Here is a 26,843-nt window from a genome sequence, read left to right as displayed (position 1 = left end):
TTACTCTCACCAGCACTCTATTTATATAACTCCGGCGCCCCCAGCCCCCCCCCCCCCGCCCCGTCTGTCTCAACAAACACCGCGCCCCGCCGTTTGCGCTGCCCGGATTCTTCCCGGATTCCTCCCGGATCCCGCCCGGCCCCCTCCGGGTGGGTGCGGACCCTTCGCTGTCTTCCCGGCCCGGCGCGCGGACACCCGTGCGCCGGGCCTTTCGCGGTCCGTACCGGTGGTGCGCGCGCCGGAACGCGAGAAAATCGGGGGAGCGGGCGGTTTTTCCGGGCGGTGCCCAGCCGAGTCAGCCTTGAGTGGAATAGACTCAACTTTGCGTAGGTTCTCGCTGTCAGGGATGCGGCGGGCCGGTTGAGACCGGAGCGGCGTTTTCCCGTACCCGTAGGGGATCACGCAAGGGATCGCGTGAGGATCCTGTGAGGGATCACGTGATCGTTCCGTGAGGGATCACGCGAGAACGCGCGCAGAACTCGTGCAAGGAGGAGAGGGCCCACGTGGACGCCGAGCTGACCAACAAGAGCCGGGATGCGATCAACTCCGCCACCAGTCGGGCGGTGGCGGCGGGGCATCCCGATCTGACCCCCGCGCATCTGCTGCTCGCGCTGCTGGAGGGCCAGGACAACGAGAACATCACCGACCTGCTGGCCGCCGTCGACGCCGACCAGGCGGGCGTACGGGCGGCCACGGAGCGGCTGCTCGCCGCCGGGCCCAGCGTCACCGGGTCGACCGTCGCACCCCCGCAGCCCAACCGCGACCTGCTCGCCGTCATCGCCGACGCGGGCCGCCGGGCGAAGGAGCTGGGCGACGACTACCTCTCCACCGAGCACCTGCTCATCGGCATCGCCGCCAAGGGCGGTCCGACGGGGGAGATACTGGCCCGGCAGGGGGCAGCGGCTGACCGGCTCCTGGACGCGTTCGAAAAGGCAAGGGGAGGGCGCCGGGTGACCACACCGGACCCGGAGGGCCAGTACAAGGCCCTGGAGAAGTTCGGCACCGATTTCACCGCGGCCGCCCGCGACGGCAAACTCGACCCGGTCATCGGCCGGGACCAGGAGATCCGGCGCGTGGTGCAGGTGCTGTCGCGCCGTACGAAGAACAACCCGGTCCTGATCGGCGAACCGGGCGTCGGCAAGACGGCCGTGGTCGAGGGACTGGCGCAGCGCATCGTCAAGGGCGACGTGCCGGAGTCGCTGAAGAACAAGCGGCTGGTCTCGCTGGACCTCGGCGCGATGGTCGCGGGCGCCAAGTACCGCGGCGAGTTCGAGGAACGCCTCAAGACCGTCCTCTCCGAGATCAAGGAGAGCGACGGGCAGATCATCACCTTCATCGACGAGCTGCACACCGTCGTCGGCGCGGGCGCCGGCGGCGACTCCTCGATGGACGCGGGCAACATGCTCAAGCCGATGCTGGCCCGCGGCGAGCTGCGCATGGTCGGCGCGACCACCCTCGACGAGTACCGCGAGCGGATCGAGAAGGACGCCGCGCTGGAGCGCCGCTTCCAGCAGGTGCTGGTCGCCGAGCCGACCGTCGAGGACACCATCGCGATCCTGCGCGGTCTCAAGGGCCGGTACGAGGCCCACCACAAGGTGCAGATCGCGGACGCGGCCCTGGTGGCCGCCGCGACCCTCTCCGACCGGTACATCACCTCGCGCTTCCTCCCCGACAAGGCCATCGACCTGGTCGACGAGGCCGCGTCCCGGCTCCGTATGGAGATCGACTCCTCACCGGTCGAGATCGACGAGCTCCAGCGCTCCGTGGACCGCCTCCGCATGGAGGAGCTGGCCCTCAAGAACGAGTCGGACCCCGCCTCCAAGCAGCGCCTGGAGAAGCTGCGCCGCGACCTCGCCGACCGTGAGGAGGAGCTGCGCGGCCTCACCGCCCGCTGGGAGAAGGAGAAGCAGGGCCTGAACCGGGTCGGTGAACTGAAGGAGCGCCTGGACGACCTGCGCGGCCAGGCCGAACGCGCCCAGCGCGACGGCGACTTCGACACCGCCTCCAAGATGCTCTACGGGGAGATCCCCAACCTGGAGCGCGAGCTGGAGGCGGCGGCGGAGGCCGAGCAGGAGGCCGCCAAGGACACCATGGTCAAGGAGGAGGTCGGCCCGGACGACATCGCCGACGTCGTCGGCTCCTGGACCGGTATCCCCGCGGGCCGGCTGCTGGAGGGCGAGACGCAGAAGCTGCTGCGCATGGAGCAGGAGCTGGGCAAGCGGCTGATCGGCCAGAGCGAGGCGGTCCAGGCCGTCTCCGACGCCGTACGCCGCACCCGCGCCGGTATCGCCGACCCGGACCGGCCCACCGGCTCGTTCCTCTTCCTCGGCCCGACCGGTGTCGGCAAGACCGAACTGGCCAAGGCGCTCGCGGACTTCCTCTTCGACGACGAGCGGGCCATGGTCCGTATCGACATGAGCGAGTACGGCGAGAAGCACTCCGTGGCCCGCCTGGTCGGCGCGCCCCCCGGCTACGTCGGCTACGAGGAGGGCGGCCAGCTCACCGAGGCGGTACGGCGGCGCCCGTACTCCGTGGTCCTCCTGGACGAGGTCGAGAAGGCCCACCCCGAGGTCTTCGACGTCCTGCTCCAGGTCCTGGACGACGGCCGCCTCACCGACGGCCAGGGGCGGACGGTCGACTTCCGCAACACCATCCTGATCCTGACGTCGAACCTGGGCAGCCAGTACCTGGTCGACCCGACGATCACCCCGGAGCGCAAGAAGGAGCAGGTCCTCCAGACCGTACGGGCCTCCTTCAAGCCGGAATTCCTCAACCGCCTGGACGACCTGGTGGTCTTCTCCGCCCTGTCTCAGGACGAGCTGGCCCATATCGCGGGCCTCCAGATCGCCCGCCTCGCCAAACGCCTCGCGGAACGCCGCCTCACCCTGGAGGTCACTCCGGAGGCCCTCACCTGGCTGGCGGAAGAGGGCAACGACCCGGCCTACGGAGCCCGCCCCCTGCGCCGCCTGGTCCAGACGGCGATCGGCGACCAGCTCGCGAAGGAGATCCTGGCGGGCGACATCGCGGACGGCGACACGGTCCGGGTGGACCGCGTCGGCGACAGCCTGATGGTCGGAAGGGGCGCGACGGAGCCGCCGTCCCTGGCGAAGACGGTGTAGGCGGCCCCGGCCCGGTGGCTTCGGCAGGCCCGTCACCCGCTGGGGTGGCGGGCCTGTCCGCAGGAGCGCCGCTACGGGCGCCTCGGAGCTCTCTCCGCTCAGCGACTTCAAGCCGCGCAAGGGCGAGAACGTCGAGCGCCGCTATCCGGCGGGCAACTACGGCGCCGTACCGCTCCTGCCGGAGACGGCTTTCGAGGACATGCTCAAGAAACACCGGGGGACTCAGGGCGAAGGCGTTTCCGCGTGAGGGATCGGGCCGGCGGCGCGGTCCGGCCCGCTCCGGTCCGGCGGTCCTCCCGGACGCTGCTGGTCGTCTGCGGCCGCCAGTACCTCCAGGGGTACGGCATCAAGGTCCCCGTCTGAACCCCCTGCTTCGAGCTGTGGCTGCTGCTCCATTTCACCGACCACCACGCGTTTGTCGACACGTACCGGAAACTTCTGCCACTGCTCCAGAAGCACGTCCCCGGCTACGACAAGACGCGCGTCGCGTTCGCGAAGTACCGCGACGCGGTGGGCCGGGCGGCGGAACGGGCGCGGAAGCTGGACCCCACCGGGGCCGAGCACGCCCGTAACCCCTCCACGGGCGTGTGGCAGCTCACGGACCGCATGACAAATCCATGACCCGTGCGGACGCGGATGGGCTTGCCAGGGACCGCCCGGGATGGGAGAGGATGGCAGGAACCGTACGAAGGGAAATACACGGTGAGCATCGACCCGTCCTCGATTCCGAATTTCGGGGGACAGCCCCAACCGCAGGGTGAAGGACCGGCGGGCCCCGTCGTCCCCGACCAGGATCTGGTCAAGCAGCTCCTGGAACAGATGGAGCTGAAGTACGTCGTCGACGACGAGGGTGACCTCGCGGCTCCCTGGGAGGAGTTCCGTACCTACTTCATGTTCCGTGGCGAGGAGGACCAGCAGGTCTTCTCGGTGCGGACGTTCTACGACCGGCCGCACCCCATCGAGGAGAAGTCCAAGATCCTCGACGCGATCGACGACTGGAACCGCCGCACCCTGTGGCCCAAGGTCTACAGCCACATCCACGAGGAGGGCGACGGCCCGCCCACCGTCCGCCTCATCGGCGAGGCCCAGATGCTGATCGGCATGGGGGTCAGCCTGGAGCACTTCGTGTCGTCGACGGTGAGCTGGGTGCGCGCCTCGATCGAGTTCGACAAGTGGCTCGTGGAGCAGTTCGGCCTGGAGCCCGGCGACGAGAAGCCCGAGGACGTCTGAGCCACGTCCTTCCCGCCGCAGGCGAACCGATGAGCCCGTCCCCGGGTGGGGCGGGCTCATCGGCGTCCCGGGCCGTTCCTCCCGTGGATTCCGGTCGGCGCCTTGACCTTCCATGAACGGGGCCACACCTCCGCCTGGCCCACGTGTGCGCGACGATGTCCGTGCGTCGGTGAAATCCCGAACGGGTGGGATTGGCGGTTCGCATGGCGAGCTGTGAGGCATCTTCCCTAGGCTGCGTCGGCATGGAGGGGCGGTGATTGACGGCCGCCTCACGGCGACAGGCGCGGGAGAGCGACCGGGTGGACCGTTACAGCAAAGTCGGCAAGTTGGTTCGGGACCGGATTCCACAGATCATCCGGGAGGACGGTGCTGAGGCGGTCACCTACACCGCGAGCCCGGAGGAATACCGCAGTCGGCTGCGGGACAAGCTCGGTGAGGAAGTCGCCGAGTTCCTCGAAGCGGACAGGGCGTCGGCGCCCGAGGAGCTCGCGGACGTGCTGGAAGTCGTGCGGGCACTCGCTGCGGATCTCGGGGTCGACGCGGACCAGCTGGAGAAGATCCGCGAAGCCAAGGCCGATGAGCGGGGCGGCTTCGCCGACCGGATCGTCTGGACGGGCAACCGCTGAGGGCGCGGCCGCCATGGGGCGAGCGGCGTCATGCGTGAGCGGGGGAAGTTTCCGCGCACACCGGTCATCCTCCTGGTCATCCCCCGGCCTTGGCAAGGACGGCATGGCAGACGCCGGTCAGCGGCAGCACGGGGGCCGTACCGGCGGGGACGAGTCCGGCCCGGCGGGCGAGTGCGGTGATCTCGCCGTGGTCCATGCCGCGCTGGAAGGTCCCCTTGCTCCGGCTGGACCAGAAGCCGTCATGGTGGGCGACCCAGCCGCCGTCCGCGGCGGCCCTGGCGATCTCTTCAGGTGAGCGGGTGACGACGACGACATGGCCGCCGGGGCGGGCGAAGGACGCCGCGTCCTTGAGGGCCTGGATCCGCTGCCAGGGGTCAGGCAGCACGTTGAGGACGAACATCGAGGTGACCAGGTCGAAGCCGGTGCGGTCGGGGCGGGGCCGGCCGAAGCCGTCGTACGGGTCGAAGCCTTCGGCGTCCAGGCCCGCCGAGCGGTAGTGGGCGACATCGGTGCCGCGGCCGCAGCCGTGGTCCAGGACGCTGGCGACGGACAGCGGGCCGGTGAGAAACCGGGTCACCGCCCGGGAGGCCGGGGAGGGGACCTGGCGGCTCATGGCGGTCTTATGAGACTGGTACTCCCTCCCGGTGGGCGCGGCCGAGTCCCGGCCGGTGAGGTCGCCGAGGGCGAAAAGCACGTCCCGCGGTTCGGCGGCCCGGAGAGTGACGGGCAGGTCGATCAGCAGCGCGGAGTGGTCGGTGAACGCCGCGGGTCCGGTCCGCACGGACGAGTCGGGGGCGACGGTGGTCGTCGCCGTCAAGTGGTCGCTGAGTAGAGCGAGGTCGCAGCGGAAGCGGCTGGACCTGCCGGATGAGACACGCTCGAAGGTGAAGAGCGGTGCCCCGCCCCCGGTGGTGTCGACCAGACCGGACTCCTGCGTCAACTGCCGCAGAGCCGCGCGTTCGGCAGGGGTGGTGAAGGTGCTGGAATCCTCGCCGAACAGGCCGTCCTCGGGACGGGGGGCGAGGTTGAAGTCCCCGCAGACGAGCAGCGGGCGGCCGTTCTCGGCGGCGGCCATCGCGGTGAGTTCGGCGAGCTGGGCAGTCCGGGAGGCGGCGGCGTAGGCGTCGAGATGTACCTGGAGGACGATCAGCCACTCCAGCTCGATCCGCTGGACCCATGGCCGGGGGGAGGACACCGCGGGCGGGGACAGCTCCTCGGTGATCCAGACGGCCAGGCGTCCGTCGCCGCCGGCGAAGGTGAAGCCGCCGAGTGCAGGCGGTGTCCGATCGGCGGGAGTGAACGGTTCCTGGGCCACGACGACGTCCACGCCGTGCGCACGCAACCACGCGGCGAGGCCGGAGCGGGCGCCGGAGGCGCCGAGGCGCTTGTTGAGGTTGACCGAGGCCAGCAGCACGAAGGTTCTCCCAAGGAGGTGGTCACAGGGGCAGGGGCCGGCCGGAGGCGGCCTCGTCACGGAAGGCGTCCCACAGGACGTTCAGCGGGTGGGAGCCGTCGTACATCTCGCGCTCCCCCTTGCGGGCGAAGACACCGGAGATCAGCTGGAGCGTCGGCGAGAAGTCGTCGGCGAAGTCGATCAGCCGGAACTCCTCGCTGGTGGGCAGACGCCCGTCGACGGCGGCCTCGCCGATGGAGCGGGCACACACCATGCACCCGTAGGTCATGCGGGACCGCAGCAGCGCCAAGCCGTAGTAGATGTCGTCGATCTCCGCTGCGATCTTCAACCGTGAGCGGAAGTCCGGGCCGTACCAGCGCTCGACGAAGTCGGTGATCACCCCGTGGGAGGGGATGACCAGCGGCAGCGTGCGCAGCCTCTCCGCGCTGATGGTCCTCGCGGCGAGTTCGCGGACCGGCAGGTTCGTGAGCAGGGCCAGACCTTCGCGATGCCACTCCTGGAAGTCGTAGTCCGGAGCGACCCGTTCATCCGCGGCCTCGGCCGCAAGGCCTCCGCACAGCAGGTCGACCTGGTTGGAGTCCAGGCGATTCCAGAAGTCGCGGGTCCGCACGTGTACGACCTTGAGCTCGACCTCGCGTTCCATCAGCTGTGGGGCCACCCGCTCCCACACTCGGCCCAGGAAGCCCAGGGTGAACTCGGTGGTCCCCACCGTCAGCGTCGAGCCGAGCCGGCGGCGGGAGCCGGCGATGCCCTGCAACCAGTCGGCGAAGGTGGCCCGTGCCCGCTCGACGACCTCCTGCCCGGTCGGGGTGAACAGGAAGTCCTTGCCCCGGCCCTGCTTGACCACCAGCAACTCGCCGGTGAGCACCTGAAAGTTGCGGTTGAGGATGTCGAGCTGCTTCTGCACGCTGGACTGCTCACGCCCGAGGAGCTTCGCCGCGGCGAGCGCGGTCCCCGCATCGCTGACGACGATCAGGGTTCTGAGCTGGTCCCAGGTCAGGTCCAGCAGATCCGGTGGACAGGACATGAGATCGGCACGGAACCCCTCCGGGCCCGGCACCTTCAACGGCTCCGACGGCACCATGACGCCCTCCCTCGGACGCGGCCTCGACCAGCATGCACTGTCCGTACGGCCAGCAGAACTGAACTTCTCCGCATTTCGCCCCAAGAAAACCTTTGAATGTCCTATCGGACATATGGCTATCCCGGAACATCCCGGGGAACATCTCATCAACCACCTTTGCAGTGCACGGCATTGAAGGTGGCAGTGTCCAACTCACGGGGGTGAGTCATGCTTTCGGCCGCATCGATTACCCGGCTGAGGGGCCAGGGCGTCCTGCGCTGGCCCGGCCAACTGCGCGGCGATGCTCTGCTCTTGACGCTCGGCTCGACATTGCAGCCTCTTGTGGCACCGGGCGGGCCGGTGGTCGATCTCGCCGACCAGTCCAGCATCGACGCCCTTTACGGAGAGCCGGTCACCGACTGGAGGACTCACGAACTGAGGCCCGGCGAGGTGCTGCTGGGATCGGTCGAGGAGCCCCTACAGCTCGGCGCCGGACTGACGGGGATGATCGGCGGGCTCAGCCATCTCGCCCGTGTCGGTCTCGCCGTCCATGTCACCAGCCCGTTCGTGCTGCCCGGCTGGAACGGATATCTGACGGTGGAGATGGTCAACACCGGTCCGGCCATCCTGCGGCTGCACCACGGCATGCCGTTGGCCCGTCTGTTCCTCTTCGCCCTGGAGGGGCCCCGCGCCGAGGCCATCGAGCCCCACCCCTTCTACGGCCGAGAGGCCGAGCTGAAGAGCCGATACGCCGATGAGTACTCCGTCGGCCCGTCCCGGAGGTGACGTTGATGGACTGTCAGTTCTGCGCCGAGTTCCACGCCTGCGAGAAGACGTCCCGGATCATCACCCGGACCACCGGGGGCTGGGTTCTCCTGCCCACCGTCGGCGCTCTCACTCCGGGCTACTGCCTGTTCATGCCGCTGGATCACCTGGATGCCGCCGCCGACGTCACACCGGCCGCCCTGGGCCGGGTCGCTGCGGAGACCGAGGAGATGCGTGCGCTGATCCAGGCCCGCTACGGACCCGTGATCCTCGCCGAACACGGTCCGCGCGACTGCGAGCTGGGCGCCTCTTGTTGCAGCCACTGCCACCTGCACCTCATTCCCGTTCCCTCGCCGGACGCGATCACCACCGCCTACGAGAGGACCGGCGGGCCCGGCCTGCGGCTCGGCTCGATGGCCGACCTGCCGACGGCCGCGAACGGCTCCTACCTCTACCTCTCGCCGCGGCCCGGGGAGCACTACTACTGGCCCTCGGCCGGCTTCCCGCGGCAGTTCGTACGCCGCGTCTGTGCCGACGAGCTCGGCATCGGTGACTTCTTCGACTGGCGCGATCACCCCTTCACCGTCCACCGTGCGCGCACGTTCGCGGAACTCTCCGCCGACCTGCACGTCGCGGACGCCGTCTGAGACCAGGAATGAGACGAGAAGGGGGAACAGTGCGATGGCGACAGCCCTGCCCCGCACGTTGCACGCGCTCGACGCCGCCGAACTGGCCTCGGCGACGAAGGACCGGCGTTGGCCGAAGTGGCAGACCATGGCCTTGCTGCACTCGCTGAAACTGCCCGTGCTGAACGCCTGCCTCGTGGAACCGGGCACCAGTCCGACCGTGGTCGGTATCGCCGCCCGCGCGCTGGCCGCGGCCACCGGCAAGGACACCCTGATGATCCGTTCCGACGGCGGAGCCGAGAAGAAGCAGTACTACCGCGGCGGCAACTCTTTCCCCGTCGAGGAGATCCCGCTCAGGGCGTCCGGGCTTCTGGCGGAACGGCGGGCCGTGATCCTTGCGGAGCCCACCAACCGCTTCACCAACAGACTCACCGTCCTGATGCGCATGGACCGGCCGGCGATCGGACGACCGGGCTCACTCACGCTGGAGGCCCTCGGTCCTGGTTACGACGTCGCAGACCTGACCCGCGGCCAGATCCTGCCGCAGGTGTCCGCCCACCTCGACGACGTCGACTTCGCTCACTACCAGCTGCCCCGCTGGCACGAGTGGAAGATCACGGGGGACCACTGTCCCGGCGGTGAGGAGGCCCGCCGTCACCGGCGCCTTGAACGGCTCGCGGCCCAGACACTCACCGACGGTGGCCACCTCGCGGGTGCGGTCGGTGCCGCGCACGCCGAGACCTGGCTACGGGAGCGAGGCTTCCTGCACCTGTTCGGACCGCAGTCGACCCGCGAGGCCCTGGCCAGACACAGCCGCCGGCTCTTCGAGGACGGCTTCTTCCTGGCCATGTCCCAGCCGAACAGGAACTGGCACTGCCTGGCCACCGCGTTCTCCGTCTTCGACGGGCCCCGCACCGTCTACTGGGACTTGGTCGACGGCGAACGCAAGTACGCCACGACGGCGCCGGCCGCCGACCGGGACAAGGAGCGGGCCGCATGACCACCGAGCCGATCTACCTCGACCACCAGGCGACCACCCCGATGGACGAGCGTGTCCTCCAGGCGATGCTGCCCTATCTCACCCGCGAGTACGGCAACCCCTCCAGTCCACACGTCTTCGGGCAAGCAGCCGCACGGGCCGTCCGCACCGCTCGGCGCCGTGTCGCCGACCTGGTCGGCGCGAGGAATGAGCTGGAGATCGTCTTCACCTCCGGTGCCACCGAGGCCGATCACCTCGCCATCGTCGGTACTGCCCTGGCCGCCCGCCCGCACGGCGGGCATGTCGTCACCACCGCGATCGAGCACAAGGCGGTCCTCGCCGCCTGCCGGCGCCTCGTCGACCACCACGGCTACACAGCCACCCGTGTCGCCGTCGACCGTCACGGCCGCGTCCGCCCCGAAGACATCGCCGCCGTCCTCACCCCGCACACGGTGCTGGTCTCGGTGATGCACGCCAACAACGAGATCGGCACCCTGCAACGGCTCGCGGCGATCGCCGGGATCACCGCTCCACGTGGCATCGTCCTGCACACCGACGCCGCACAGAGCGCCGGCCACGGGCTGTTGGACGTGACGGAACTCGGCGTCGACCTCGCCTCCCTGTCTGCCCACAAACTCCACGGTCCCAAGGGCATCGGCGCCCTCTACATACGCCGCGGCCTGCGCGTCACCGCTCTGCAGACCGGCGGCGGGCAGGAACGCGGACTGCGGGCAGGCACCCCGAACGTCCCGGCGATCGTCGGCTTCGGAGCCGCCGCCCACCTCATCACCCTCGGCGCCATCCCACCGCCACCCCGTGTCCGGGCCCTGCGCGACCGGCTCCAAGGCCGCCTTCTGACGGAGATTCCTGGCGCGACGGTCAACGGTCACCCTCACCGGCGGCTGCCGGGGAACCTCAGCCTCACCCTCCCCGGCATCGAGGCAGCCGATCTCCTCGACCGCGTCCGCGGCATCGCTGCTTCCACCGGCTCGGCCTGCGACACGGGAAGCGGCGAACCCTCCCACGTCCTCACCGCCATCGGCCTCACCCGGGCCCAGGCCCGCGCGACCCTCCGCCTCAGCGTGGGCCGCACCAGCACCGACACCGACATCGACCAGGCCGCCGACCTCCTCGCACGAGCGGCGCACACCATGGCACCGGCGCCTGCCCGATCGGCCTGACCCACCCGGCCTCGTCGCCTCTGCGGAGCCACCATCCCAGCTCTGTGGAGGGAGGTCCTGCGCGCGTGTCCGTGCGGGGTCAGCCTGCCTGGGCGTACGTGACGAAGTCGGCCCAGGCGTGGGGCGCGAGTGCCAGGTGGGGGCCCCCGGCTGTTTTCGAGTCGCGGATGTGGACGGTGCCGGGGGTGGTGGCGATCTCGACGCATGACTCGCCGTTGGTACCGCCGCTGTAGCTGCTCTTGAACCAACTCAGTTCGGAGGCGTCCCCGGCGGAGGCCTTGCGCATCATGTCTCTCCCAGAAGTCTTTCGATGAAGGCCAACGACTCCCGTGGGGGGAGGGCCTGCGCTCGGATGGTGCCATATTGCAGCTCAAGGATGCGGAGGTGCTTCGGATCGGAGACGGGCCGCCCGTTGAACAGGCCGTCGGAGCGCCCTACCGCTGTACCGTCCGGGAACTTCAGCAGATCGATCCTGCCGTCCAGCCCGGGGTGTGCCTCGGTGTTGGTCGGCATCATCTGAAGTGTGACGTTGTGCAACCGCCCCGCCTCCAGCAGACGTTCGAGCTGTTGTCGCCACACCATTGTGCCCCCAACCTGTCGGCGCAGCGGTGCCTCTTCCAGGACGAAATGGATTGACGGAGCCGGGGCGCGGTCGAAGACCGACTGGCGAGCCAGACGGGCGGCCACCATGCGTTCGACATCATCCGGGGAGTACGGTGGCTGCGCGGCCTGGATCACGGCCCGTGCGTGCTCGGGCGTCTGCAACAGCCCGGCGATGATGTTGCACTCGTACACGCCGATCTCGACCGCCTGGGCTTCCAACTTCCCCAGATCCCGAACCTTCTTCGGGTACCGGACCCTCTTCACGTCCTCCCACGTCGCCGCGATGAGGCCATCCGCGCCCAGCACCCCGTCCGCCGCGTTCAGGAAGTCCTGCCGAGGGATCCGCTTGCCGCCTTCGATCTTGTAGACCATGTCCTCGCCGTAGCCGACCGCCTTGCCGAACTCGGCGGCGCGCATCCCCGCCGCCTCGCGGCGAAGCTTCAACTGCCGCCCCACCGTGGTGATGACGGCTACCCCCCATTCGTCGTCCGGGTCCACCTCCCACCCCGGCTCGTCCGCCTCGTCCCTCGGTTGCTCCGCCTCGACGTCCACCGACACCGTGCTCCTCCGTTCTGCCGCGCCGTCCCTCGGCGCCCTGCGCCCTACCCGTAGGAACCGCGCGGACAGTCAGGACAGCACCGGACAAGAGCCGGACAGTGACCGTACGCAACCGCTCCGTCACTCCTCAGGGTAAGCAGATTCGGCCACGCTGAGTGATGTGATTCATGGAAAAGCCGAGACCTCGGCTCAACTCGATCAGCCCGTCCCTGCCTTCAGCGTGCTGCTTTCCTCCACGCGCCGGGGTGCCCGCCTCGCTCGTCTGCTCGCGGAGAGTCAACTCCGGGACTGGGGGCTCCCGTCGGACCCCGGGCGGCTCCTCGTGGCCGAGCTGGCCGCCAACGCCGCGAGCCATGGCCGCGTAGCCGGGCGGGACTTCCGGCTCACGTTGCGTCTTGCCGGGGACGTTCTCCGTATCGAGGTCGCGGACACCCGGCGGGAACGCCTGCCCGTACTCCAACGGCCGCCCTGCGAGGCCGAGTCGGGGCGTGGGCTGTTGCTCGTGGACGCGCTGGCCGACCGGTGGGGGGTCACCGAGGGGCTCTTCCCGCGCAAGACCGTGTGGGCGGAGGTGCGTTGCGCGGGACCGGAACCCGATCCGTCGGGTTCCGGTGGTGCGCGTGGTCTTCCCCAAGGAACGTGAGGAGAAAGAAACCCGCCAAGCCCCACCCCACCCGCCCGTCGCCCACACTCACTCGGGCGGGTGAACATCCCTGGTCGGGCTGGATTTCGTGTCCCCCGGCTGCCTTACGCTCAGCGGGAGCGGACACACCACCGCAGACATACGTCGGCCCCCGGCCGGGACTAGCGATCCCGATCGAGGGCCTGACCAACGAGGAAGAAAGCACCTTCCTGATGGATAGTCGAAACACTAGCGCGCCTTCGGGCGCCCCGTCAGCCGTTGCCGGCGGACGACGCCCCTTACGGGCTAACCCGCGTCCCCGCGTTCGGCCCCCGGCCCCGGCCGCTCATCCCGCCGGTGTCACGCACGACAACTCCCGCCACACCACCCGCTTCACGGTGATCGGCAACCACCTCGCCCAGCACCGCGAGCTGTCTCTGCTCGCCATGGGCCTCGCTCTGCACATCCAGTCGCTGCCCACCGGCGCCCGCGTGGACATCAAGACCCTCGCCGACCGCTTCCCCGAGGGGGCCACCCGTATCGCCGCCGGGCTGCGCGAACTTGAGACGCACGGCTATCTGCGCCGGGTCCGCGAACGTACCCCCGGCGGCCGGATCGTCACCCGTACGATCTCCTGCAACCAGCCGGCGGCGGCCCGGCACCGTACGACCGCAGCGCCCGCACGCGTCGCAACACCGGTCCGCGCCCCGCGCCCGCAGGCTTCACCGGCGCACCAGGCGGACACCGCACCCACCGCGCCCCGGAAGAAGCGGCGGCCCCTGCCCGCCGTACCGCAGCCCGGCTACTCCTCCCCGGATCTCCTCCGGGCGGCCACGGACCTCCTCGCCGGCCTGCGCGTCCACGACCCCCGTTTTCTCCTCTCCGCCTGCGACACCTCGCACCTGGCGCCCGGTGTCGCCGCCTGGCTGGAGCGCGACGTACCGCCCGACGCCGTGTGCCACGCCCTGACCGCCGACCTGCCGCCCGAAGGGCCGCGCCGCCCGGCCGCCCTACTGGCGTACCGCCTGACCGCCCAGTTACCACCCCCGCCCCCGTTCCGCGCACCGGCCGCCCCGGAACCCGTCCGGCACCCGCTCCAGAACTGCGACCACTGCGACCGGGCCTTCCGCGCCCCGGAAGCCGGGCGGTGCGGGGAGTGCCGCCCCACCAGGCCCACGGTCAACCCAGCCACGGATGAGGAGCCGTCCGAGATGCCCCACCGGGCCGATCCCGGCGTTCTCATCCGCCCATGAACAGGACCTTCACACCCATGTTCGCGACAACATGTCCCAGCCGTCCCGGACGGTTAACCTGGCCTGTGCACTCCCAGGAGGACATCATGAGCACTCAGGCCGATCACGGACACGAGCTGGTCCCCCGCCCCGAGCAGACGCCGGACGCCCTGCGTGCCGCCCTTGCTGTCGTCGCCCCCGGCAGCCTGGCCGAGATGCAGCGGACGAAGGACGAGGCGTTCGCCAAGGCCGTCGAGTGGCAGTCGCTCAGTCCGGTGCGGAGCTGGGTGCTGGCCTGGGCGCGGGACATCGAGATCGCCCGCCGCCCCGATCTGTCCGCCCGGCACCACCGGGCGAGCGGCAACCTGGAGCACGAGGATCCGAACGTTGCCCAGGAGGCCCTCCGGGAGCTGACCGCGGTCCTGGACGAGGCCATGAAGGCAGTACGCGCTTGAGCTGGACCTGGGAGTACGTCTTCGGGGCGGAGGAAGCGGCCCGCACCGCACCGCGCTCCTTCCTGGCCGGAGTGGAAGCGAAGGCGGGGGAATTGGTCAGAGCGGCCGAGGCGCTGTACGTGCACGGCCGAAGCCATGAAGGTCTTGATCCGAAGGGCGGGAATCTACCCGTTCCCGGTGGCATGTTCACCTACCAGATCGTCGTACGCAGCGAGCACGTCTACATCGTCCAGATCACGTACCTCGGCTTCTGATGTGCGGTGGCCACTGAGGTACTCGGTCGCTGTATCACGCGGATCACTGAGTACACCCGGCCCGGTGCGGAGCTGGGTGCCGGCCTGGGCGCGGGACATCGAGATCGCCCGCCGCCCCGATCCGTCCGCCCGGCACCACCGGGCGAGCGGCAACCTGGAGCACGAGAGCGGTTCCGCGCCGCCGGGTGCACCCATGCCTGGCGTCGGCCGGTCCGGATTCGGACCGGCGGATTCGGACTGAATCGGATGGTTGTGCGCGACTTCAAGGTGATCGGCCCTTTGGTCGATCACTTTTCGCTGGCTCATCGGGCCCGCGAACGACGTCGTGCGCCGTGCCTGAGCCTCGTGCGTCGGTGTACGGAGCGGAGCCGTCACCCCGGCGGCCGGGGCGGCCGCCACCGGCCGGATCTGATGTCTTCCAGCAACTCCCGGCTCACCACGGTGAAGTGATGCTCCGCGCCCAGGCTGCGCTCGCGGCCGGCGACGACCTCGGCCATGAGTTCGGCTCCGGTCTCCGCCCGTCCCAGCGCGGTCCGGGTCTGAGCGTGGAGCTGCCGGGCCGCGAGGACGGCCGGGTAGGCAGGTCCCAGCACTCGTCGGTAGTCCTCGACGACCTGGCGGATCTCGTCGTCGGCCGCCTGGTGGTGGCCGAGTACGAACTGGGCCCGGGCGTGGTTGTGTCGAGCGCTCAGCGTGACGGCGTGGTCCGGCCCCAGATGCAGGGCGCAGGTGCTCGGCAGCGCCAGAAACGTCTCGTCGGCCTCGGCCTCGGCCGCGATCTCCTCCGCGCTGAGCATCGCCAGCAGGCTGACGCGCGAGCGCAGGGTCGAGGGATGCCAGGGCCCCAGTACGGTCTGCCGGCCCGCCACGACGGACCGGAGGAGCGTGACGGCTTCCTCCCGTCTGCCGTGGTTGCCGAGGACGAGTTGCAGCCCTTGGCCCGTGTCCAAGGTGTCAGGGTCGTCGGCTCCGAACAGTCCGGCCTGGGTGGAACGGACCCGGCGGAGCAACGGCTCCGCCTCCGCGTACCTCCCCAGCCGGAAGAGCGAGCGTCCCGTCCTGGCGTGGGCGGCGAGCACCAGCCGGTGTTCCGCGCCGAGCGTCCGTTCCGCGAGCGTGGCCGCCGCACCTGCGGTCTCCCAGGCGGAGAGATAGTCCCCGGTGCGATGGAGAGCCGTGGCGAGGCGCGTGGCGACGTCCAGCGCACCCGCGGCGCCGGACGGTTCGGCGGTCTTCCGCAGGAGAGCGAGGGCGTGCGGTGCGAGCAGGCGCAGGCGGGGATCGTACGGTCCGGCCGCCGGGATCGCCGGGACGGCGGCGTCCAGCAACCGGACGGCTGTCGCGTCGAGTACGGGAAGATCCGCCGGGGGCGTCGCGGCGGCGACCGTGTCGAGGAGCACCCCGTGGCTGTGCGCGCACCACAGGCCCCCGACGTCGATCAGTTGGGTCAGCGAATGGTCGACCAGTGCCCGCAGGGCGGTTTCGGTGCGCGCCAGGGGGAGGACCGCGCTGATCTCCGCGCGGTTCAGGACGGAGAGCGGCAGCGGCTCGGGCGCCAGGCGGGAGAGGAGCCTCAGCAGGGATACCGGCTGTGGTCGTCCGCGCCCCTCGAACGTATCGAGGGTGAGCTGCCATGTCCGGCCCACCAGATGCCGGGGGTCCTCCTCCGTCAGGTCGTCCGCGCCCTGGTCGATGAGGTCCACCGCTTCGTCTCCTGCGAGCCGTCGGCCGTACAGGTCCATGGGCCAGGGATCGATGACCTGATGGGCGAGGAACCCGCCCGCGAGCGTCAGTGCCAAAGGCAGTCGTCCCAGCCGTTCCGCGACCTCCGCCGCCTGCTCCATCGTGCCTCGGTGGGGAGCGAGATCGCACAGCACGCGGGCGGCGTCCTCGCGGGGGAGTACGCCGATGTGCTGAAGTTCGGCACCCGGCCACCAGCGGGCCGCCGCACTGCGGGTGGTGACGAGCACCGTGCCGCGCGTACTGCCACGCAGCCAGCTTCCGTCGCGGAGGATCGCGGGGTCGTCGGCGTTGTCGAGGACCAGGAGCCAGGGCTCGGGCGACCGGTCCAGATAGTGCCAGACGAGATCCGCGGCAGGGCGGTGTCCCTGGTGGGCGGCGAGCAGTTCGCTGTCACGCGCGCCCCGGTCCGCCGCGGCCGCGAGCATGCCGGCGCGGAGGGCGGCCCGGTCGGCGGCGTTGACCCACAGGCCCACCCGTCCGTACTCCCCGGTGGCGATGTCGAAGAACGCCTGGGCGACGGCGGTCTTGCCGCAGCCACCCATGCCGTGCAGGACGTACACCCCGGCCCCTCGGCCCGAGGTGAGGCCCTCCCGTAGCCGCGTCAGCACCTCGCTGCGGTCGCGCAGGGCCACGGGCGTACGTCCGACCGCCGGGCGGCGGACGGAATCGGGTCCGCCCAGGGCGGCGGGACCGTGGCTTCCGTAGTGGTGTTCGGTGATGTGCTGGTCGCCCGTCGTCTGGTACACGCGGCCCGCGTCCTGGGCGCGACCGTCCATGTCACCGCTCATCGTTCGGTGATGTGCTGATCCCGACCTGCCTGGTAGACACGGGCGTGCCCGGAGACGGTGGCGCGTTGTGCGACGGATGTGTCCGCCGCCGGGGCCGCGGGGGAGATCTCGTCCAGCAGCCGCCGCAGCTCCGCGGCGGCCTCGGGGCGCCCGGCGAGCAGGCGCCGCAACCTGCCCTGCCATTCGGTACGCACCTCGCCCAGCACCACCTGGTCGTCGGCCACGGTGGCGGCGCGTACCTCCGAGTGCCCCGCGTCCAGTTCGGCGGTGATCGCGTCGGCGCGCTCAGGGTGCGCGCGTCGCCACAACTGGACGAATCCCTCACGGGCCGCCTGCCACGCATCGGTCGCCATCAGGGCGACCAGCGTGGCTCCACCGCTCTGAGCGAGTGAACCGATCTCCGGATCCATGTCTCTCTCCCCGCACCAGGCGACTCGGCCACAACTCTACGTAGGGAGTACCCGGGCGTCGACACCACGATTCCGGTCCACGGACCGAGCCCCACGGGTTCCGGACGGCTACGCGTCCACGTGCACGTCATGATTCGAAATGGCCTGTTGCTTTCGATGCCCGTACGAAATTCCATAGAGGTGTCTGCATGCGGTGCTAGCGTTGCTTCGTTCGGGCCCGAACAGAGGGAGGCGGCTGTGGAAAGACCATGGGAAGCGGATCCCGAGACGAAATTCCTGCGGCGGATCGGCGCGTCACCGCAGGAGTTGGGGGTCACCTCGGACACCCCCGACTGCCCCGACCTGTGGGAGCTGGAGAACGGTGATGTCGCCGTCATCGGGCGGGACTTGTCGAATTCTCTCGGTACGAGGCTGCCTGCCGGGGTTTCCATCGGCCCCGATGAGCGACTCGTGGTGATTCCGAGGAGCATGCTCATCGCGGCGAAGCGGGACATCCCCAATGTTTGATTCATTTCCCCAGGGCATTTCGACCCGACTGGACCGTCCGCATTATCACGAGGAGTACTACCGGACGCTCAAGAGCGGAATTGGGCATCTCAACAAGCTGGAGCGCGGCCAGCATTTCAAGGAGCGCGGGTTTCCGAGCTGGGAGGCGTTCGCGGCCGGACGCTGGGGCGAGGCGCTTTCGCTCATCGAGGAGAAGCGCGACGCCTATGCCGGGCAGGTCGGGGAAGTGGACCGGCTCGGCGTGCTGCAACGGCGCCTGCGCGTGGTGGAGTTCCCGGTGACGCCCTATGTGCAGTGGGAATTGCATGTGCTGCGGCTGCGCGTCGAGGTGGGGGACCGGATCCGTCTGCTCGACGCCAGGACGATCGCGGACATCGAGGAGCGGCGCGAGGTCCCCGAGGTGGTGATCCTCGGTGACGTCGCCATGTTCGAGGTGCGGTACGACCACGACGGGAACGCGGCGGGGGCCCGGCACTACACCGACGCGGAGCTGATCGCGGAGACCTCGGCCGGCTTCGACCGGCTCTACGCGCGGGGGGAGGAGTACGCCGCCTTCTTCGACCGCGAGATCGCCCCGCTCCCGCCGCCGGACGTCACCCCCTGAGCCGGGCCGTTCGCCGTGCGGTCAGGACGACAGGCGGCGCAGGCGGCCGATGGCCTCTTCGAGGACGGCGGGGCGTTTGCAGAACGCGAAGCGTACGAAGGGGGCGCCTTCCTTCTGGTGGTCGTAGAAGACCGCGTTCGGGACGGCGACGACTCCGCACCGCTCGGGGAGTGCGCGGCAGAAGGCGAAGCCGTCGGTCTCGCCGAGGGGGCGGATGTCCGTGGTGACGAAGTAGGTGGCCGCCGGGCGGTAGACCTCGAAGCCGGCTGTCTCCAGGCCCGCGCAGAGCAGGTCGCGCTGGGTGCGGAGGTCGGTGCGCAGGGTGTCGAAGTAGGTCTGGGGGAGCTGTAGGGCTTCCGCGATCGCGTACTGGAACGGGCCCGCGCTGACGTACGTCAGGAACTGCTTCGCCGAGCGCACCGCCGTGACCAGGGCGGGCGGGCCCGTCACCCAGCCCACCTTCCAGCCCGTGAACGAGAAGGTCTTGCCGGCGCTGCTGATCGTCAGGGTGCGCTCCCGCATGCCGGGGAGGGTGGCGATCGGGAGGTGGGCGCCGTCGTAGACCAGGTGTTCGTAGACCTCGTCGGTGACGACCAGCAGATCGCGTTCCACGGCGAGGGCGGCGACGGCGGCCAGTTCGGCGGGGGTGAGGACGGTGCCCGTGGGGTTGTGCGGGGTGTTGAGGAGGAGGATGCGGGTGCGGTCGGTGATCGCGTCGCGCAGTTCGTCGAGGTCCAGGTGGTACGCGCCGTCGCGGGGGCGCAGGGTGACCGGGACGCGGGTGGCGCCCGCCATGCCGATGCAGGCGGCGTACGAGTCGTAGTACGGCTCCAGGGCGATCACCTCGTCGCCTTGGCCGGCCAGGGCGAGCAGGGCGGCGGCGATGGCCTCCGTGGCGCCCGCGGTGACCAGGACCTCGGTGTCGGGGTCGTACGTCAGGCCGTACCGCAGTCGCTGGTGGCCGGCGATCGCGGTGCGCAGTTCGGGGATGCCGGGGCCGGGCGGGTACTGGTTGCCCTTGCCGTCGCGCAGCGCCCGTACCGCGGCCTCTCTGACGGCTTCGGGCCCGTCGGTGTCCGGGAAGCCCTGGCCGAGGTTGATCGCTCCGGTGCGGGCGGCCAGGGCCGACATCTCCGCGAAGATCGTGGTGCCGCCGAGCCAGTCTTTGGTCATGGCGGTCATCCTGCGCCGAACCTCTGGACTTGCTCAAGTCGGCTTTGGGCGCCGGGCGCCGGGGGGACAACCGATGCACGCACGTCAGTGCGAGGTCCGCCGCCCGAGGTGGTGGGGGCTCGCTTCGGGGGAACGCTCGGGGGACAGTGAGGACGGTGAGGCCCATGCTCGGCGTGGGAGTGGTGGTGGTTCTGGTCGCGGTCGCGTTCGTCGGGGTCGTGTCGAGTGTGCGCAGCGGCAGGGACCGGCGACGGTCCGGGACGGCCGGCGGGAAGAAGTCGCGGTACGCGGCGAACGGCCGGTACGCGGCGCGTGACCGCGGTACGGCGCGGTCCGCGCGGTCGCGGAGGAACAAGTGGCCCAAGGGCTCGAAGCGGCGCTCTTCCAACGGAAGTTGGTGGGCCGGCGGCGGTGGCGCGGCCGGCGGGTCCGCCGCCGGGTGCGGCTCGGCCGGCGGGCAGTCGTCGTGCGGGAGCGGTGGACACTCGTCCTGCGGCGGAGGCGGGTCCTCCTGCGGTGGCGGCGGGGGCGGGGGATGCGGCGGGGGCAGCTGACACGGGGCAGCTGACCCACCGGAAAGACAGGTCCCGCGGAGGTTCGCCTCCGCGGGACCTCTGTGTGCGGCCCGGCGGGGGGCGGTGGTGGCGGAATGGGTTGAACAGTTGAACCCCTGGGCCCCCTAGGGGATGGAAACCCCGTCAAGTTGGGTAAAAACACTGTGAGCGTCGCGTACTTCGTGATTCCCTCCCTCTTGAGAGCTTCCAGCCCTCGGACCTGATATGGCGCCGAGCGGGCGATCTCCTCCACGAGTTCCGTAGCTCTCCGTCCGGGACATCCCCGGTCCACCCGTCAAGCGTGTTTGCGGAGCCGACCCATGCTCACCACCCTCAATACCGCCTACACCGACACCCGCGCGGCCGATCTGGCCTGGGAGTTGGGCCGGGAGCCGGTTCCCGCCCTGGCTGTCCTGGATCTCGATCTCGCCGGTGCCGGGCTCCAGTTGAGACTGCTCGGCGCCTCCCACCAGGTACTTCTTGAGGAGCAGGGCGGCACCTGCTCCGAGACCGTCGCCTGTATGCCGGGCAGCAGCACGCCCCTGCCGCTCGGTGTGTCCAAGCGCCTCGGGGAATGGGAGTACGAATTCGCCGCGCGCGTCGAGACGCTGTCGCGCAACTCGTTCGCCGGCCGCGCGCAGGAACTGCTCGCCCTGGTCGCCGACCACCCGAACGGCCTAGCGGGGACGTTCCCCGGGGCCCCGAACGCCTTCACCGCGATGCTCGCGCAGCGCGACGAGAGCCATGTCCGGTGGCGCACCTGGCATGCGTACCCCCAGGAGGGGCGCCTGGTGGTCACCCGGACGCGTATCAGGGTCCGTATGCCTGCGGCGCGGGAGATTCAGCCGTGTGGGTGACAAACCGCAATGAATTCGTGACGTAGCGTTACGTGCATGATCCAGCAGCCCGTGTCGTCGCCGCCCCAGGGTGAGACACGGCTGCCCGTGCGCGCGGGTGCGGGACGGTTCCTGATCCTCTCCGTCGTCTTCGTGTGCGCCGCGTGCGGACTGGTGTACGAGCTGGAGCTGGTCGCGCTCGCCTCGTATCTGATCGGGGACTCCGTCACCCAGGCGTCCGTGGTCCTGTCGGTGATGGTCTTCGCGATGGGCGTCGGCTCGCTGCTCGCGAAGCGGCTGCGCTGCCGGGCGGCCTTCGGCTTCGGGCTGCTGGAGGCGGCGCTGGCGCTGCTGGGCGGCTGTTCGGCGCTCGTGCTGTACATGAGCTTCGTGTGGGTGGGCGAGTCGCGGTACGCGCTGGTGGGCTTCTCGCTGGCCATCGGGGTGCTCATCGGGGCGGAGATCCCGCTGCTGATGACGCTCATCCAGCGGTTCTCCCGCCAGGACGCGGAGGGCACGGTCGCCGACCTCTTCGCCGCGGACTACGTGGGCGCGCTCGTCGGCGGGCTCGCCTTCCCGTTCCTGCTGCTGCCCTGGCTCGGGCAGCTCACCGGCGCGCTGGTGACGGGCGCGGTCAACGCGGTGGCGGGCGCCGCGCTCGTGCTGTGGCTCTTCGGGCGCGATCTGACGCGGCGCTCGCGCCGGCTGCTGCTGGCGGTCAATGTGCTGGTGCTCGCCGTGCTGGCCACGGCGGCGGTCGAGGTCGACGACTTCGAACGGGCGGCGCGGCGCGCGCTCTACGGCGACGGGGTGCGGGTCGCCCTGCACACCGACATCCAGGAAGTGGTGCTCACGGGCGCGGGCCCGGGGGCGGGCGCGGGCGGCGAGCCGCTGGAGCTGTATCTGGACGGGCGGCTGCGGGTCAGCGGCCGCGACGAGTACCGCTACCACGAGGCGCTGGTGCACCCCGCGATGCGCGGGCCCCACGCGCGGGTGCTGATCCTCGGCGGGGGCGACGGACTGGCCGCGCGCGAGGTCCTGCGCTATCGGGACGTCCACACGGTCACCCTGGTCGAGCTGGACCCGGGCGTCGTCCGGCTCGCGCGTACGGACCCGGCCCTGGCGGAGCTGAACGGGCACGCGTACGACGACCCGCGGCTGCGGGAGGTGTCGGCGGACGCGTTCACCTGGCTGAGGGAGGCGGAGCGGGCCGGGGCGGGCGCGTACGACGTGGTCATCTCGGATCTGCCCAACCCCGGCATCACGGCCAGCACGAAGCTCTACTCCGAGGAGTTCTACGGGCTGGCCTCGCACGTCCTCGCGCGGGGCGGGCGGCTGGCGGTCCACGCGGGTTCACCCGAGACCGACCCGCGTACGTACTGGACGGTGGACGCGACGCTGCGCGCCGCCGGGTTCGGTACGACGCCCTACCGCGCCACGGGCGGCCCGTCCGGCTTCGCGGCGGGGCCCGACCGGGTGAAGGACGGCAGACCGGAGGTGAGCGACTGGGGGTTCGAGCTGGCGGAGGTGGGCGCGCGGCCCGTGCTCGGGCTGGCGCCGGACGCGCCGCGGCTCCGGTCGTCGGCGCAGGCGCTGACGGCGGGACGGCGGGGGGTGGAGCGTACGAGGGTGGCGGGGCTGCCGTCGTCGACGCTGGTGCATCCGCGGTACGGAGGGTAGCGGAGGGGGAGAAGGGGGAGGGGGGAAGGGAAAGAGGCTGAGTGCGGGGGGCGAGCGAAGGGGTGGGTGTTGTGGTGCGGGAGCGTTGTACGTGGAGTGGGGCAAAGGGGCTGCCTCGGCGGCGACCTCTGAGTAGGCTCGGCTTCCATGGAGCATGAGGTGTTCGTTCCGGTTTCGGCAGAGACCCTTCGGCAGACGCTGCGGGACCCCGCCCGGGTCGCCCGGTGCGTACCAGGGCTCCAGCAGGACGCCGACGCGTCGGCCGGGCCGCTCTCCGGGCGGCTCAAGATCCGTATCGGCGGCCATACGATCACCTACCGCGGCGCGCTGACGCTCGCCGAACGGGACGGGCGGTTCGAGGCCGAGGCAGTGGGCACGGAGGTCCGGGGCTCCGGTTCCGCCAAGCTCACGCTCACGCTCGGGCTGACGGAGGCCCCCGGCGGTACGACGGTCACGCTCACCGGCGGCGCGCGTGCGGACGGCCGGCTGGCCGAGCTGGACACCGGGGCGGTGACGGCGGCGGGGCAGCGGCTGCTGGAGCGCTTCGTCGTGAGGCTGGGCGAGGAGTCGGCCCGGGAGGAGCACCCACCCGGCCAGGAGGGCTCCCCCGGCGAAGGCCCCGGGCCGGACGCCGCGCCCGCTCCGGGCCCCGCCGCCGGCTCGGCTGCCGGTTCGGGCTCGGATACCGCTTCCGGCTCCGGCTCCGACGCGGCCTCCGGCTCCGGCGCGGAATCCGGCCCCCGCTCGGACGACTCCGCCGCCTCCGACGACGCCGCCTCCGGCTCGGACGACTCCGATGCCTCGGGCGACACCGGCGCCAGCACCGGCGCCGATGACGACGTCGACTCCGTCTTCGACGTCGAGGTGCCGCCGTCCTCGCTCGACGGGGCCACCACCTCCGGCGAGGGCGACTTCACGATCCCCGACGTGCCCTTCGAGGAGCCGCCCGCCGAGGCCGCGCACGCCAGGCGGACCATGATCGGGCGCAGCGCCGAGGAGGTCGACCACGCGCCGCCGCGTGGCCGGTACGCCCCCGTGCCCGCGCCCGACGCCGCCGAGGGCGGGGGAGCGCTGCGCTGGATCGCGCCCGCCGCCGCACTCGCGCTCGCCTCCGCCGTGGTGGTCGGCCGCGCGCTGCGGCGGCGCAAGTAGTGTCGGAGTGTGAGTAGCAGCGAAGAGAGCATCCGACTGGCGGCGGGCGACGCCGAGTTGACCATCACCCCGGCGAACGGCTGCCGGATCAGCAGTCTGCGCATCGGCGGGACGGAAGTGCTGCGCCAAGGGGAGCGGTACGGCTGCTTCCCGATGGTGCCCTGGTGCGGCCGGATCGAGCACGGGCAGTTCCGCAACGGCGGGGTGCTCCACCAGATGCCCCTGAACTCCCCGCCACACGCCATCCACGGCACCGGCAGGGACACGGCGTGGCGCACCGCGCGGGTGGGCGACAGCGAGGCGGCGTTCACCTACGACCTGGCCGAGCCCTGGCCGTACAGCGGGCTGGTGACGCAGATCGTGGAGCTGGCCCCGGACTCGCTGACCCTCCGGCTCGGGGTGGAGACGTACGACACCTCCTTCCCCGCGCAGGCGGGCTGGCACCCCTGGTTCTCCCGCACCCTCGGGGACGGCGGCCCCGGTGGCGGCGCGGCGGAGGGCGGCGGCGTGAAGCTCGACTTCGCCGCCGACTGGCAGGAGGAGCGGGGCCCGGACCATCTGCCCACCGGCCGCCGGATCCCGCCGCGCCCCGGCCCCTGGGACGACTGCTTCGGGATGCCGGACGGCGTGGCCGCCACGCTGACCTGGCCCGGCCAGCTCGAACTGAAGGTCACCAGCCCCGCCGAATGGGCCGTGATCTACGACGAGCAGGACGAGGCCGTCTGCGTCGAGCCGCAGTCCGGTCCGCCGAACGGGCTCAACAGCGCGCCCCGGCTGGTCACCCCGCTGGAGCCGCTGGAGATGGCCACCACCTGGCAGTGGCGACGGCTCTGAGGACCGGGGAAGGGACGGCTTAAGCTCATGGGCATGACTGACGTACGGGCTGAGCTGCTCCAACTGATCAAGGACAAGGCCGTGGTCCACGGCAAGGTGACCCTCTCCTCGGGGATCGAGGCCGACTGGTACATCGACCTGCGCCGGATCACGCTGGACGGTCATGCCGCACCGCTGGTCGGTCAGGTCATGCTGGACGCCACCGCCGAGCTGGACTTCGACTGCGTGGGCGGGCTGACGCTGGGCGCCGACCCGGTGGCGACCGCGATGCTGCACGCCTCCGCCGCGCGCGGGCAGCGGCTCGACGCGTTCGTCGTCCGCAAGGCGCAGAAGGCGCACGGCCTCCAGCGCCGGATCGAGGGCACGGAGGTCAAGGGACGGCGCTGCCTGGTGGTCGAGGACACCTCGACCACCGGCGGTTCGCCGCTGACGGCCGTCGAGGCGGTACGGGAGGCGGGCGGCGAGGTCGTCGCCGTCGCCGTCATCGTGGAGCGCGGTGCGGCCCCCGCCGTCGCGGCGGCCGGACTGCCCTACCTGAACGTCTACGCACTCGACGAGCTGGGGCTCTGACCTGGGCTTTTCCACCGGCTTCGGTGGTCGTCGGCCGTTTCACGTGAAACGGCCGGCGGAACGGCCTGCGGAGCCCCGCGCCGTACTCACCGTGGACCCCACGGGAGAGTCTGGAAAGATGGGGCCGACGACGATGTCGCCCCCAGGTCAGGGACAAGCACCTCACACCCGCACATCACAAGGAGCGGCCCGATGCCCATCGCAACCCCCGAGGTCTACGCCGAGATGCTGGACCGGGCGAAGGCAGGCAAGTTCGCCTACCCGGCCATCAATGTGACCTCGTCCCAGACCCTGCACGCCGCGCTGCGCGGCTTCGCGGAGGCCGAGAGCGACGGCATCATTCAGATGTCGACCGGTGGCGCTGAGTTCCTGGGCGGTCAGTACAACAAGGACATGGTGACCGGTGCGGTCGCGCTCGCCGAGTTCGCGCACATCGTCGCCGCCAAGTACGACATCACCGTCGCGCTCCACACCGACCACTGCCCCAAGGACAAGCTCGACAGCTATGTCCGCCCGCTGCTCGACGTCTCCGCCGAGCGCGTGAAGGCCGGCCGGAACCCGCTCTTCCAGTCGCACATGTGGGACGGCTCCGCCGAGACGCTGGCGGACAACCTGTCCATCGGTGAGGAGCTGCTCGCCCAGGCCGCCGCCGCCAGGATCATCCTTGAGGTCGAGATCACCCCGACCGGCGGCGAGGAGGACGGCGTCACCCACGAGATCAACGACGAGCTGTACACGACCGTCGACGACGCGCTGCGTACGGCCGAGGCGCTGGGCCTGGGCGAGAAGGGCCGCTACCTGCTGGCCGCGTCCTTCGGCAATGTCCACGGCGTCTACAAGCCGGGCAATGTCGTGCTCCGTCCCGAGCTGCTCAAGGACCTCCAGGAAGGCGTCGGCGCCAAGTACGGCAAGGCCGCGGGCAGCCAGCCGTTCGACTTCGTCTTCCACGGCGGCTCCGGCTCCACGGCCGAGGAGATCGCCACGGCGCTGGAGAACGGCGTCGTGAAGATGAACCTCGACACCGACACGCAGTACGCCTTCACGCGGCCGGTCGCGGACCACGTGCTGCGCAACTACGACGGTGTGCTGAAGGTCGACGGCGAGGTCGGCTCGAAGAAGACGTACGACCCCCGCACCTGGGGCAAGCTGGCCGAGGCCGGCATGGCGAAGCGCGTCACCGAGGCGTGCGCCGCGCTGCGCTCCACGGGCACCAGGATCAAGTAGTTCTCCGCGCGTCGGGCCCGGCACCGTGACCACGGTGCAAG

Annotated in this window: 28 protein-coding genes; 21 read left to right on the top strand and 7 right to left on the bottom strand. The window is 70.7% G+C overall.

Features of this window, described 5'->3' with window-relative positions; translation table 11 throughout:
* Nucleotides 1–503 precede the first annotated feature (503 nt).
* From clpB to ACFXPK_RS24940, 4 genes are all read left to right on the top strand, one after another.
* The gene (gene clpB, locus ACFXPK_RS24955) at nt 504–3,119 is read left to right on the top strand and encodes an ATP-dependent chaperone ClpB (RefSeq protein WP_385001006.1); all 2,616 of its coding nucleotides are present in this window, start codon (nt 504–506) and stop codon (nt 3,117–3,119) included.
* A 378-nt stretch (nt 3,120–3,497) separates the two neighbouring features.
* A complete protein-coding gene (locus ACFXPK_RS24950; RefSeq protein ID WP_385078769.1) occupies nt 3,498–3,740 on the top strand; it encodes an RloB domain-containing protein in 243 nt (80 codons plus the stop codon).
* A gap of 81 nt (nt 3,741–3,821) precedes the next feature.
* A complete protein-coding gene (locus tag ACFXPK_RS24945; RefSeq protein WP_385001009.1) occupies nt 3,822–4,349 on the top strand; it encodes a YbjN domain-containing protein in 528 nt (175 codons plus the stop codon).
* A 299-nt stretch (nt 4,350–4,648) separates the two neighbouring features.
* The gene (locus ACFXPK_RS24940; RefSeq protein ID WP_385078758.1) at nt 4,649–4,975 is read left to right on the top strand and encodes a hypothetical protein; all 327 of its coding nucleotides are present in this window, start codon (nt 4,649–4,651) and stop codon (nt 4,973–4,975) included.
* A gap of 76 nt (nt 4,976–5,051) precedes the next feature.
* Here the strand turns inward: ACFXPK_RS24940 and ACFXPK_RS24935 are convergent, their stop codons facing one another.
* Nucleotides 5,052–6,389, bottom strand: coding sequence for an endonuclease/exonuclease/phosphatase family protein (locus tag ACFXPK_RS24935; protein WP_385078755.1), 1,338 nt, complete (start codon nt 6,387–6,389; stop codon nt 5,052–5,054).
* 22 nt (nt 6,390–6,411) lie between these two features.
* Nucleotides 6,412–7,473, bottom strand: a complete 1,062-nt coding sequence (locus tag ACFXPK_RS24930; protein ID WP_385078752.1) for a LysR family transcriptional regulator — start codon at nt 7,471–7,473, stop codon at nt 6,412–6,414.
* A gap of 207 nt (nt 7,474–7,680) precedes the next feature.
* On the opposite strand from ACFXPK_RS24930, the gene ACFXPK_RS24925 reads away from it, so the two are divergent.
* From ACFXPK_RS24925 to ACFXPK_RS24910, 4 genes are read left to right on the top strand one after another with little or no spacing between them, the layout of a single operon-like run.
* Nucleotides 7,681–8,238, top strand: coding sequence for a hypothetical protein (locus ACFXPK_RS24925; RefSeq protein WP_385078749.1), 558 nt, complete (start codon nt 7,681–7,683; stop codon nt 8,236–8,238).
* A gap of 5 nt (nt 8,239–8,243) precedes the next feature.
* Nucleotides 8,244–8,864 carry a hypothetical protein gene (locus ACFXPK_RS24920; RefSeq protein ID WP_385078746.1) on the top strand — a complete coding sequence of 207 codons (621 nt, stop codon included), beginning with the start codon at nt 8,244–8,246 and terminating at the stop codon, nt 8,862–8,864.
* 34 nt (nt 8,865–8,898) lie between these two features.
* Nucleotides 8,899–9,843 carry a hypothetical protein gene (locus ACFXPK_RS24915; RefSeq protein WP_385078743.1) on the top strand — a complete coding sequence of 315 codons (945 nt, stop codon included), beginning with the start codon at nt 8,899–8,901 and terminating at the stop codon, nt 9,841–9,843.
* Nucleotides 9,840–11,003 (top strand): cysteine desulfurase family protein, encoded by a 1,164-nt coding sequence (locus ACFXPK_RS24910; RefSeq protein ID WP_385078740.1) that lies wholly within the window; start codon nt 9,840–9,842, stop codon nt 11,001–11,003. Before ACFXPK_RS24915 ends, ACFXPK_RS24910 begins: the two co-directional genes overlap by 4 nt.
* Before the next feature lie 79 nt (nt 11,004–11,082).
* Here the strand turns inward: ACFXPK_RS24910 and ACFXPK_RS24905 are convergent, their stop codons facing one another.
* Nucleotides 11,083–11,292: a DUF397 domain-containing protein gene (locus ACFXPK_RS24905; RefSeq protein WP_385078737.1), complete on the bottom strand. Its 210-nt coding sequence runs from the start codon at nt 11,290–11,292 to the stop codon at nt 11,083–11,085.
* On the bottom strand, nt 11,289–12,164 hold the full coding sequence (locus tag ACFXPK_RS24900) for a helix-turn-helix domain-containing protein (RefSeq protein WP_385078735.1): 876 nt from the start codon (nt 12,162–12,164) through the stop codon (nt 11,289–11,291). Before ACFXPK_RS24900 ends, ACFXPK_RS24905 begins: the two co-directional genes overlap by 4 nt.
* 160 nt (nt 12,165–12,324) lie before the next feature.
* Between ACFXPK_RS24900 and ACFXPK_RS24895 the strand changes: the two genes are divergently transcribed.
* The 5 genes from ACFXPK_RS24895 to ACFXPK_RS24875 all read left to right on the top strand — a co-directional run bounded on the left by ACFXPK_RS24895 (nt 12,325) and on the right by ACFXPK_RS24875 (nt 14,968).
* Entirely contained in the window at nt 12,325–12,807 is a 483-nt protein-coding gene (locus ACFXPK_RS24895; RefSeq protein WP_385078732.1) for an ATP-binding protein, read from the top strand.
* Between the two features lie 212 nt (nt 12,808–13,019).
* Nucleotides 13,020–14,039 (top strand): helix-turn-helix domain-containing protein, encoded by a 1,020-nt coding sequence (locus tag ACFXPK_RS24890; RefSeq protein WP_385078729.1) that lies wholly within the window; start codon nt 13,020–13,022, stop codon nt 14,037–14,039.
* 86 nt (nt 14,040–14,125) lie between these two features.
* Entirely contained in the window at nt 14,126–14,473 is a 348-nt protein-coding gene (locus tag ACFXPK_RS24885; protein ID WP_385001023.1) for a hypothetical protein, read from the top strand.
* A complete protein-coding gene (locus ACFXPK_RS24880; RefSeq protein ID WP_385001026.1) occupies nt 14,470–14,727 on the top strand; it encodes a hypothetical protein in 258 nt (85 codons plus the stop codon). Before ACFXPK_RS24885 ends, ACFXPK_RS24880 begins: the two co-directional genes overlap by 4 nt.
* Nucleotides 14,728–14,791: 64 nt before the next feature.
* Nucleotides 14,792–14,968, top strand: a complete 177-nt coding sequence (locus tag ACFXPK_RS24875) for a hypothetical protein (RefSeq protein ID WP_385078725.1) — start codon at nt 14,792–14,794, stop codon at nt 14,966–14,968.
* Between the two features lie 130 nt (nt 14,969–15,098).
* On the opposite strand, the gene ACFXPK_RS24870 is transcribed toward ACFXPK_RS24875, so the two are convergent.
* Together ACFXPK_RS24870 and ACFXPK_RS24865 are read right to left on the bottom strand one after the other, a co-directional pair.
* A complete protein-coding gene (locus ACFXPK_RS24870) occupies nt 15,099–17,246 on the bottom strand; it encodes a tetratricopeptide repeat protein (protein ID WP_385078722.1) in 2,148 nt (715 codons plus the stop codon).
* An 8-nt stretch (nt 17,247–17,254) separates the two neighbouring features.
* A complete protein-coding gene (locus ACFXPK_RS24865; RefSeq protein WP_385001035.1) occupies nt 17,255–17,668 on the bottom strand; it encodes a hypothetical protein in 414 nt (137 codons plus the stop codon).
* 237 nt (nt 17,669–17,905) lie between these two features.
* On the opposite strand from ACFXPK_RS24865, the gene ACFXPK_RS24860 reads away from it, so the two are divergent.
* Both ACFXPK_RS24860 and ACFXPK_RS24855 read left to right on the top strand, forming a co-directional pair.
* The gene (locus tag ACFXPK_RS24860; RefSeq protein ID WP_385001041.1) at nt 17,906–18,175 is read left to right on the top strand and encodes a hypothetical protein; all 270 of its coding nucleotides are present in this window, start codon (nt 17,906–17,908) and stop codon (nt 18,173–18,175) included.
* Nucleotides 18,168–18,779: a DUF6879 family protein gene (locus tag ACFXPK_RS24855; RefSeq protein WP_385001044.1), complete on the top strand. Its 612-nt coding sequence runs from the start codon at nt 18,168–18,170 to the stop codon at nt 18,777–18,779. The genes ACFXPK_RS24860 and ACFXPK_RS24855 overlap by 8 nt, the downstream gene beginning before the upstream one ends.
* A 21-nt stretch (nt 18,780–18,800) precedes the next feature.
* Here the strand turns inward: ACFXPK_RS24855 and ACFXPK_RS24850 are convergent, their stop codons facing one another.
* Nucleotides 18,801–19,952, bottom strand: a complete 1,152-nt coding sequence (locus tag ACFXPK_RS24850; RefSeq protein WP_385078719.1) for a pyridoxal phosphate-dependent aminotransferase — start codon at nt 19,950–19,952, stop codon at nt 18,801–18,803.
* Nucleotides 19,953–20,826: 874 nt separating this feature from the next.
* Here ACFXPK_RS24850 and ACFXPK_RS24845 point away from each other — a divergent pair.
* The 6 genes from ACFXPK_RS24845 to fbaA all read left to right on the top strand — a co-directional run bounded on the left by ACFXPK_RS24845 (nt 20,827) and on the right by fbaA (nt 26,802).
* Nucleotides 20,827–21,363, top strand: coding sequence for a DUF2617 family protein (locus ACFXPK_RS24845; RefSeq protein WP_385001050.1), 537 nt, complete (start codon nt 20,827–20,829; stop codon nt 21,361–21,363).
* A 36-nt stretch (nt 21,364–21,399) separates the two neighbouring features.
* Nucleotides 21,400–23,022, top strand: coding sequence for a polyamine aminopropyltransferase (locus ACFXPK_RS24840; protein ID WP_385001053.1), 1,623 nt, complete (start codon nt 21,400–21,402; stop codon nt 23,020–23,022).
* Between the two features lie 147 nt (nt 23,023–23,169).
* Nucleotides 23,170–24,174, top strand: coding sequence for an SRPBCC family protein (locus tag ACFXPK_RS24835; protein ID WP_385078716.1), 1,005 nt, complete (start codon nt 23,170–23,172; stop codon nt 24,172–24,174).
* A 9-nt stretch (nt 24,175–24,183) separates the two neighbouring features.
* Nucleotides 24,184–25,008 (top strand): aldose 1-epimerase, encoded by an 825-nt coding sequence (locus tag ACFXPK_RS24830; RefSeq protein WP_385078713.1) that lies wholly within the window; start codon nt 24,184–24,186, stop codon nt 25,006–25,008.
* Nucleotides 25,009–25,041: 33 nt separating this feature from the next.
* Nucleotides 25,042–25,578, top strand: coding sequence for an orotate phosphoribosyltransferase (pyrE, locus tag ACFXPK_RS24825; protein WP_385001062.1), 537 nt, complete (start codon nt 25,042–25,044; stop codon nt 25,576–25,578).
* Between the two features lie 192 nt (nt 25,579–25,770).
* A complete protein-coding gene (fbaA, locus tag ACFXPK_RS24820; RefSeq protein WP_385008125.1) occupies nt 25,771–26,802 on the top strand; it encodes a class II fructose-bisphosphate aldolase in 1,032 nt (343 codons plus the stop codon).
* The last annotated feature ends 41 nt before the right edge of the window (nt 26,803–26,843 follow it).

Source organism: Streptomyces sp. NPDC059142 (assembly GCF_042755665.1).
Taxonomy (GTDB): Bacteria; Actinomycetota; Actinomycetes; order Streptomycetales; family Streptomycetaceae; genus Streptomyces.
The sequence above is the reverse complement of the archived record's forward strand: the minus strand, read 5'-3'. Positions and strand labels throughout refer to the sequence as shown.

Bases quoted from the DNA above. Each gene is read 5' to 3' on its own strand.
- ACFXPK_RS24930 (WP_385078752.1), bottom strand. From the start codon at position 7,473: ATGGTGCCGTCGGAGCCGTTGAAGGTGCCGGGCCCGGAGGGGTTCCGT.
- ACFXPK_RS24925 (WP_385078749.1), top strand. From the start codon at position 7,681: ATGCTTTCGGCCGCATCGATTACCCGGCTGAGGGGCCAGGGCGTCCTG.
- ACFXPK_RS24920 (WP_385078746.1), top strand. From the start codon at position 8,244: ATGGACTGTCAGTTCTGCGCCGAGTTCCACGCCTGCGAGAAGACGTCC.
- ACFXPK_RS24915 (WP_385078743.1), top strand. From the start codon at position 8,899: ATGGCGACAGCCCTGCCCCGCACGTTGCACGCGCTCGACGCCGCCGAA.
- ACFXPK_RS24910 (WP_385078740.1), top strand. From the start codon at position 9,840: ATGACCACCGAGCCGATCTACCTCGACCACCAGGCGACCACCCCGATG.
- ACFXPK_RS24905 (WP_385078737.1), bottom strand. From the start codon at position 11,292: ATGATGCGCAAGGCCTCCGCCGGGGACGCCTCCGAACTGAGTTGGTTC.
- ACFXPK_RS24890 (WP_385078729.1), top strand. From the start codon at position 13,020: ATGGATAGTCGAAACACTAGCGCGCCTTCGGGCGCCCCGTCAGCCGTT.
- ACFXPK_RS24885 (WP_385001023.1), top strand. From the start codon at position 14,126: ATGAGCACTCAGGCCGATCACGGACACGAGCTGGTCCCCCGCCCCGAG.
- ACFXPK_RS24870 (WP_385078722.1), bottom strand. From the start codon at position 17,246: ATGGACGGTCGCGCCCAGGACGCGGGCCGCGTGTACCAGACGACGGGC.
- ACFXPK_RS24865 (WP_385001035.1), bottom strand. From the start codon at position 17,668: ATGGATCCGGAGATCGGTTCACTCGCTCAGAGCGGTGGAGCCACGCTG.
- ACFXPK_RS24855 (WP_385001044.1), top strand. From the start codon at position 18,168: ATGTTTGATTCATTTCCCCAGGGCATTTCGACCCGACTGGACCGTCCG.
- ACFXPK_RS24850 (WP_385078719.1), bottom strand. From the start codon at position 19,952: ATGACCAAAGACTGGCTCGGCGGCACCACGATCTTCGCGGAGATGTCG.
- ACFXPK_RS24845 (WP_385001050.1), top strand. From the start codon at position 20,827: ATGCTCACCACCCTCAATACCGCCTACACCGACACCCGCGCGGCCGAT.
- ACFXPK_RS24840 (WP_385001053.1), top strand. From the start codon at position 21,400: ATGATCCAGCAGCCCGTGTCGTCGCCGCCCCAGGGTGAGACACGGCTG.
- ACFXPK_RS24835 (WP_385078716.1), top strand. From the start codon at position 23,170: ATGGAGCATGAGGTGTTCGTTCCGGTTTCGGCAGAGACCCTTCGGCAG.
- pyrE (WP_385001062.1), top strand. From the start codon at position 25,042: ATGACTGACGTACGGGCTGAGCTGCTCCAACTGATCAAGGACAAGGCC.
- fbaA (WP_385008125.1), top strand. From the start codon at position 25,771: ATGCCCATCGCAACCCCCGAGGTCTACGCCGAGATGCTGGACCGGGCG.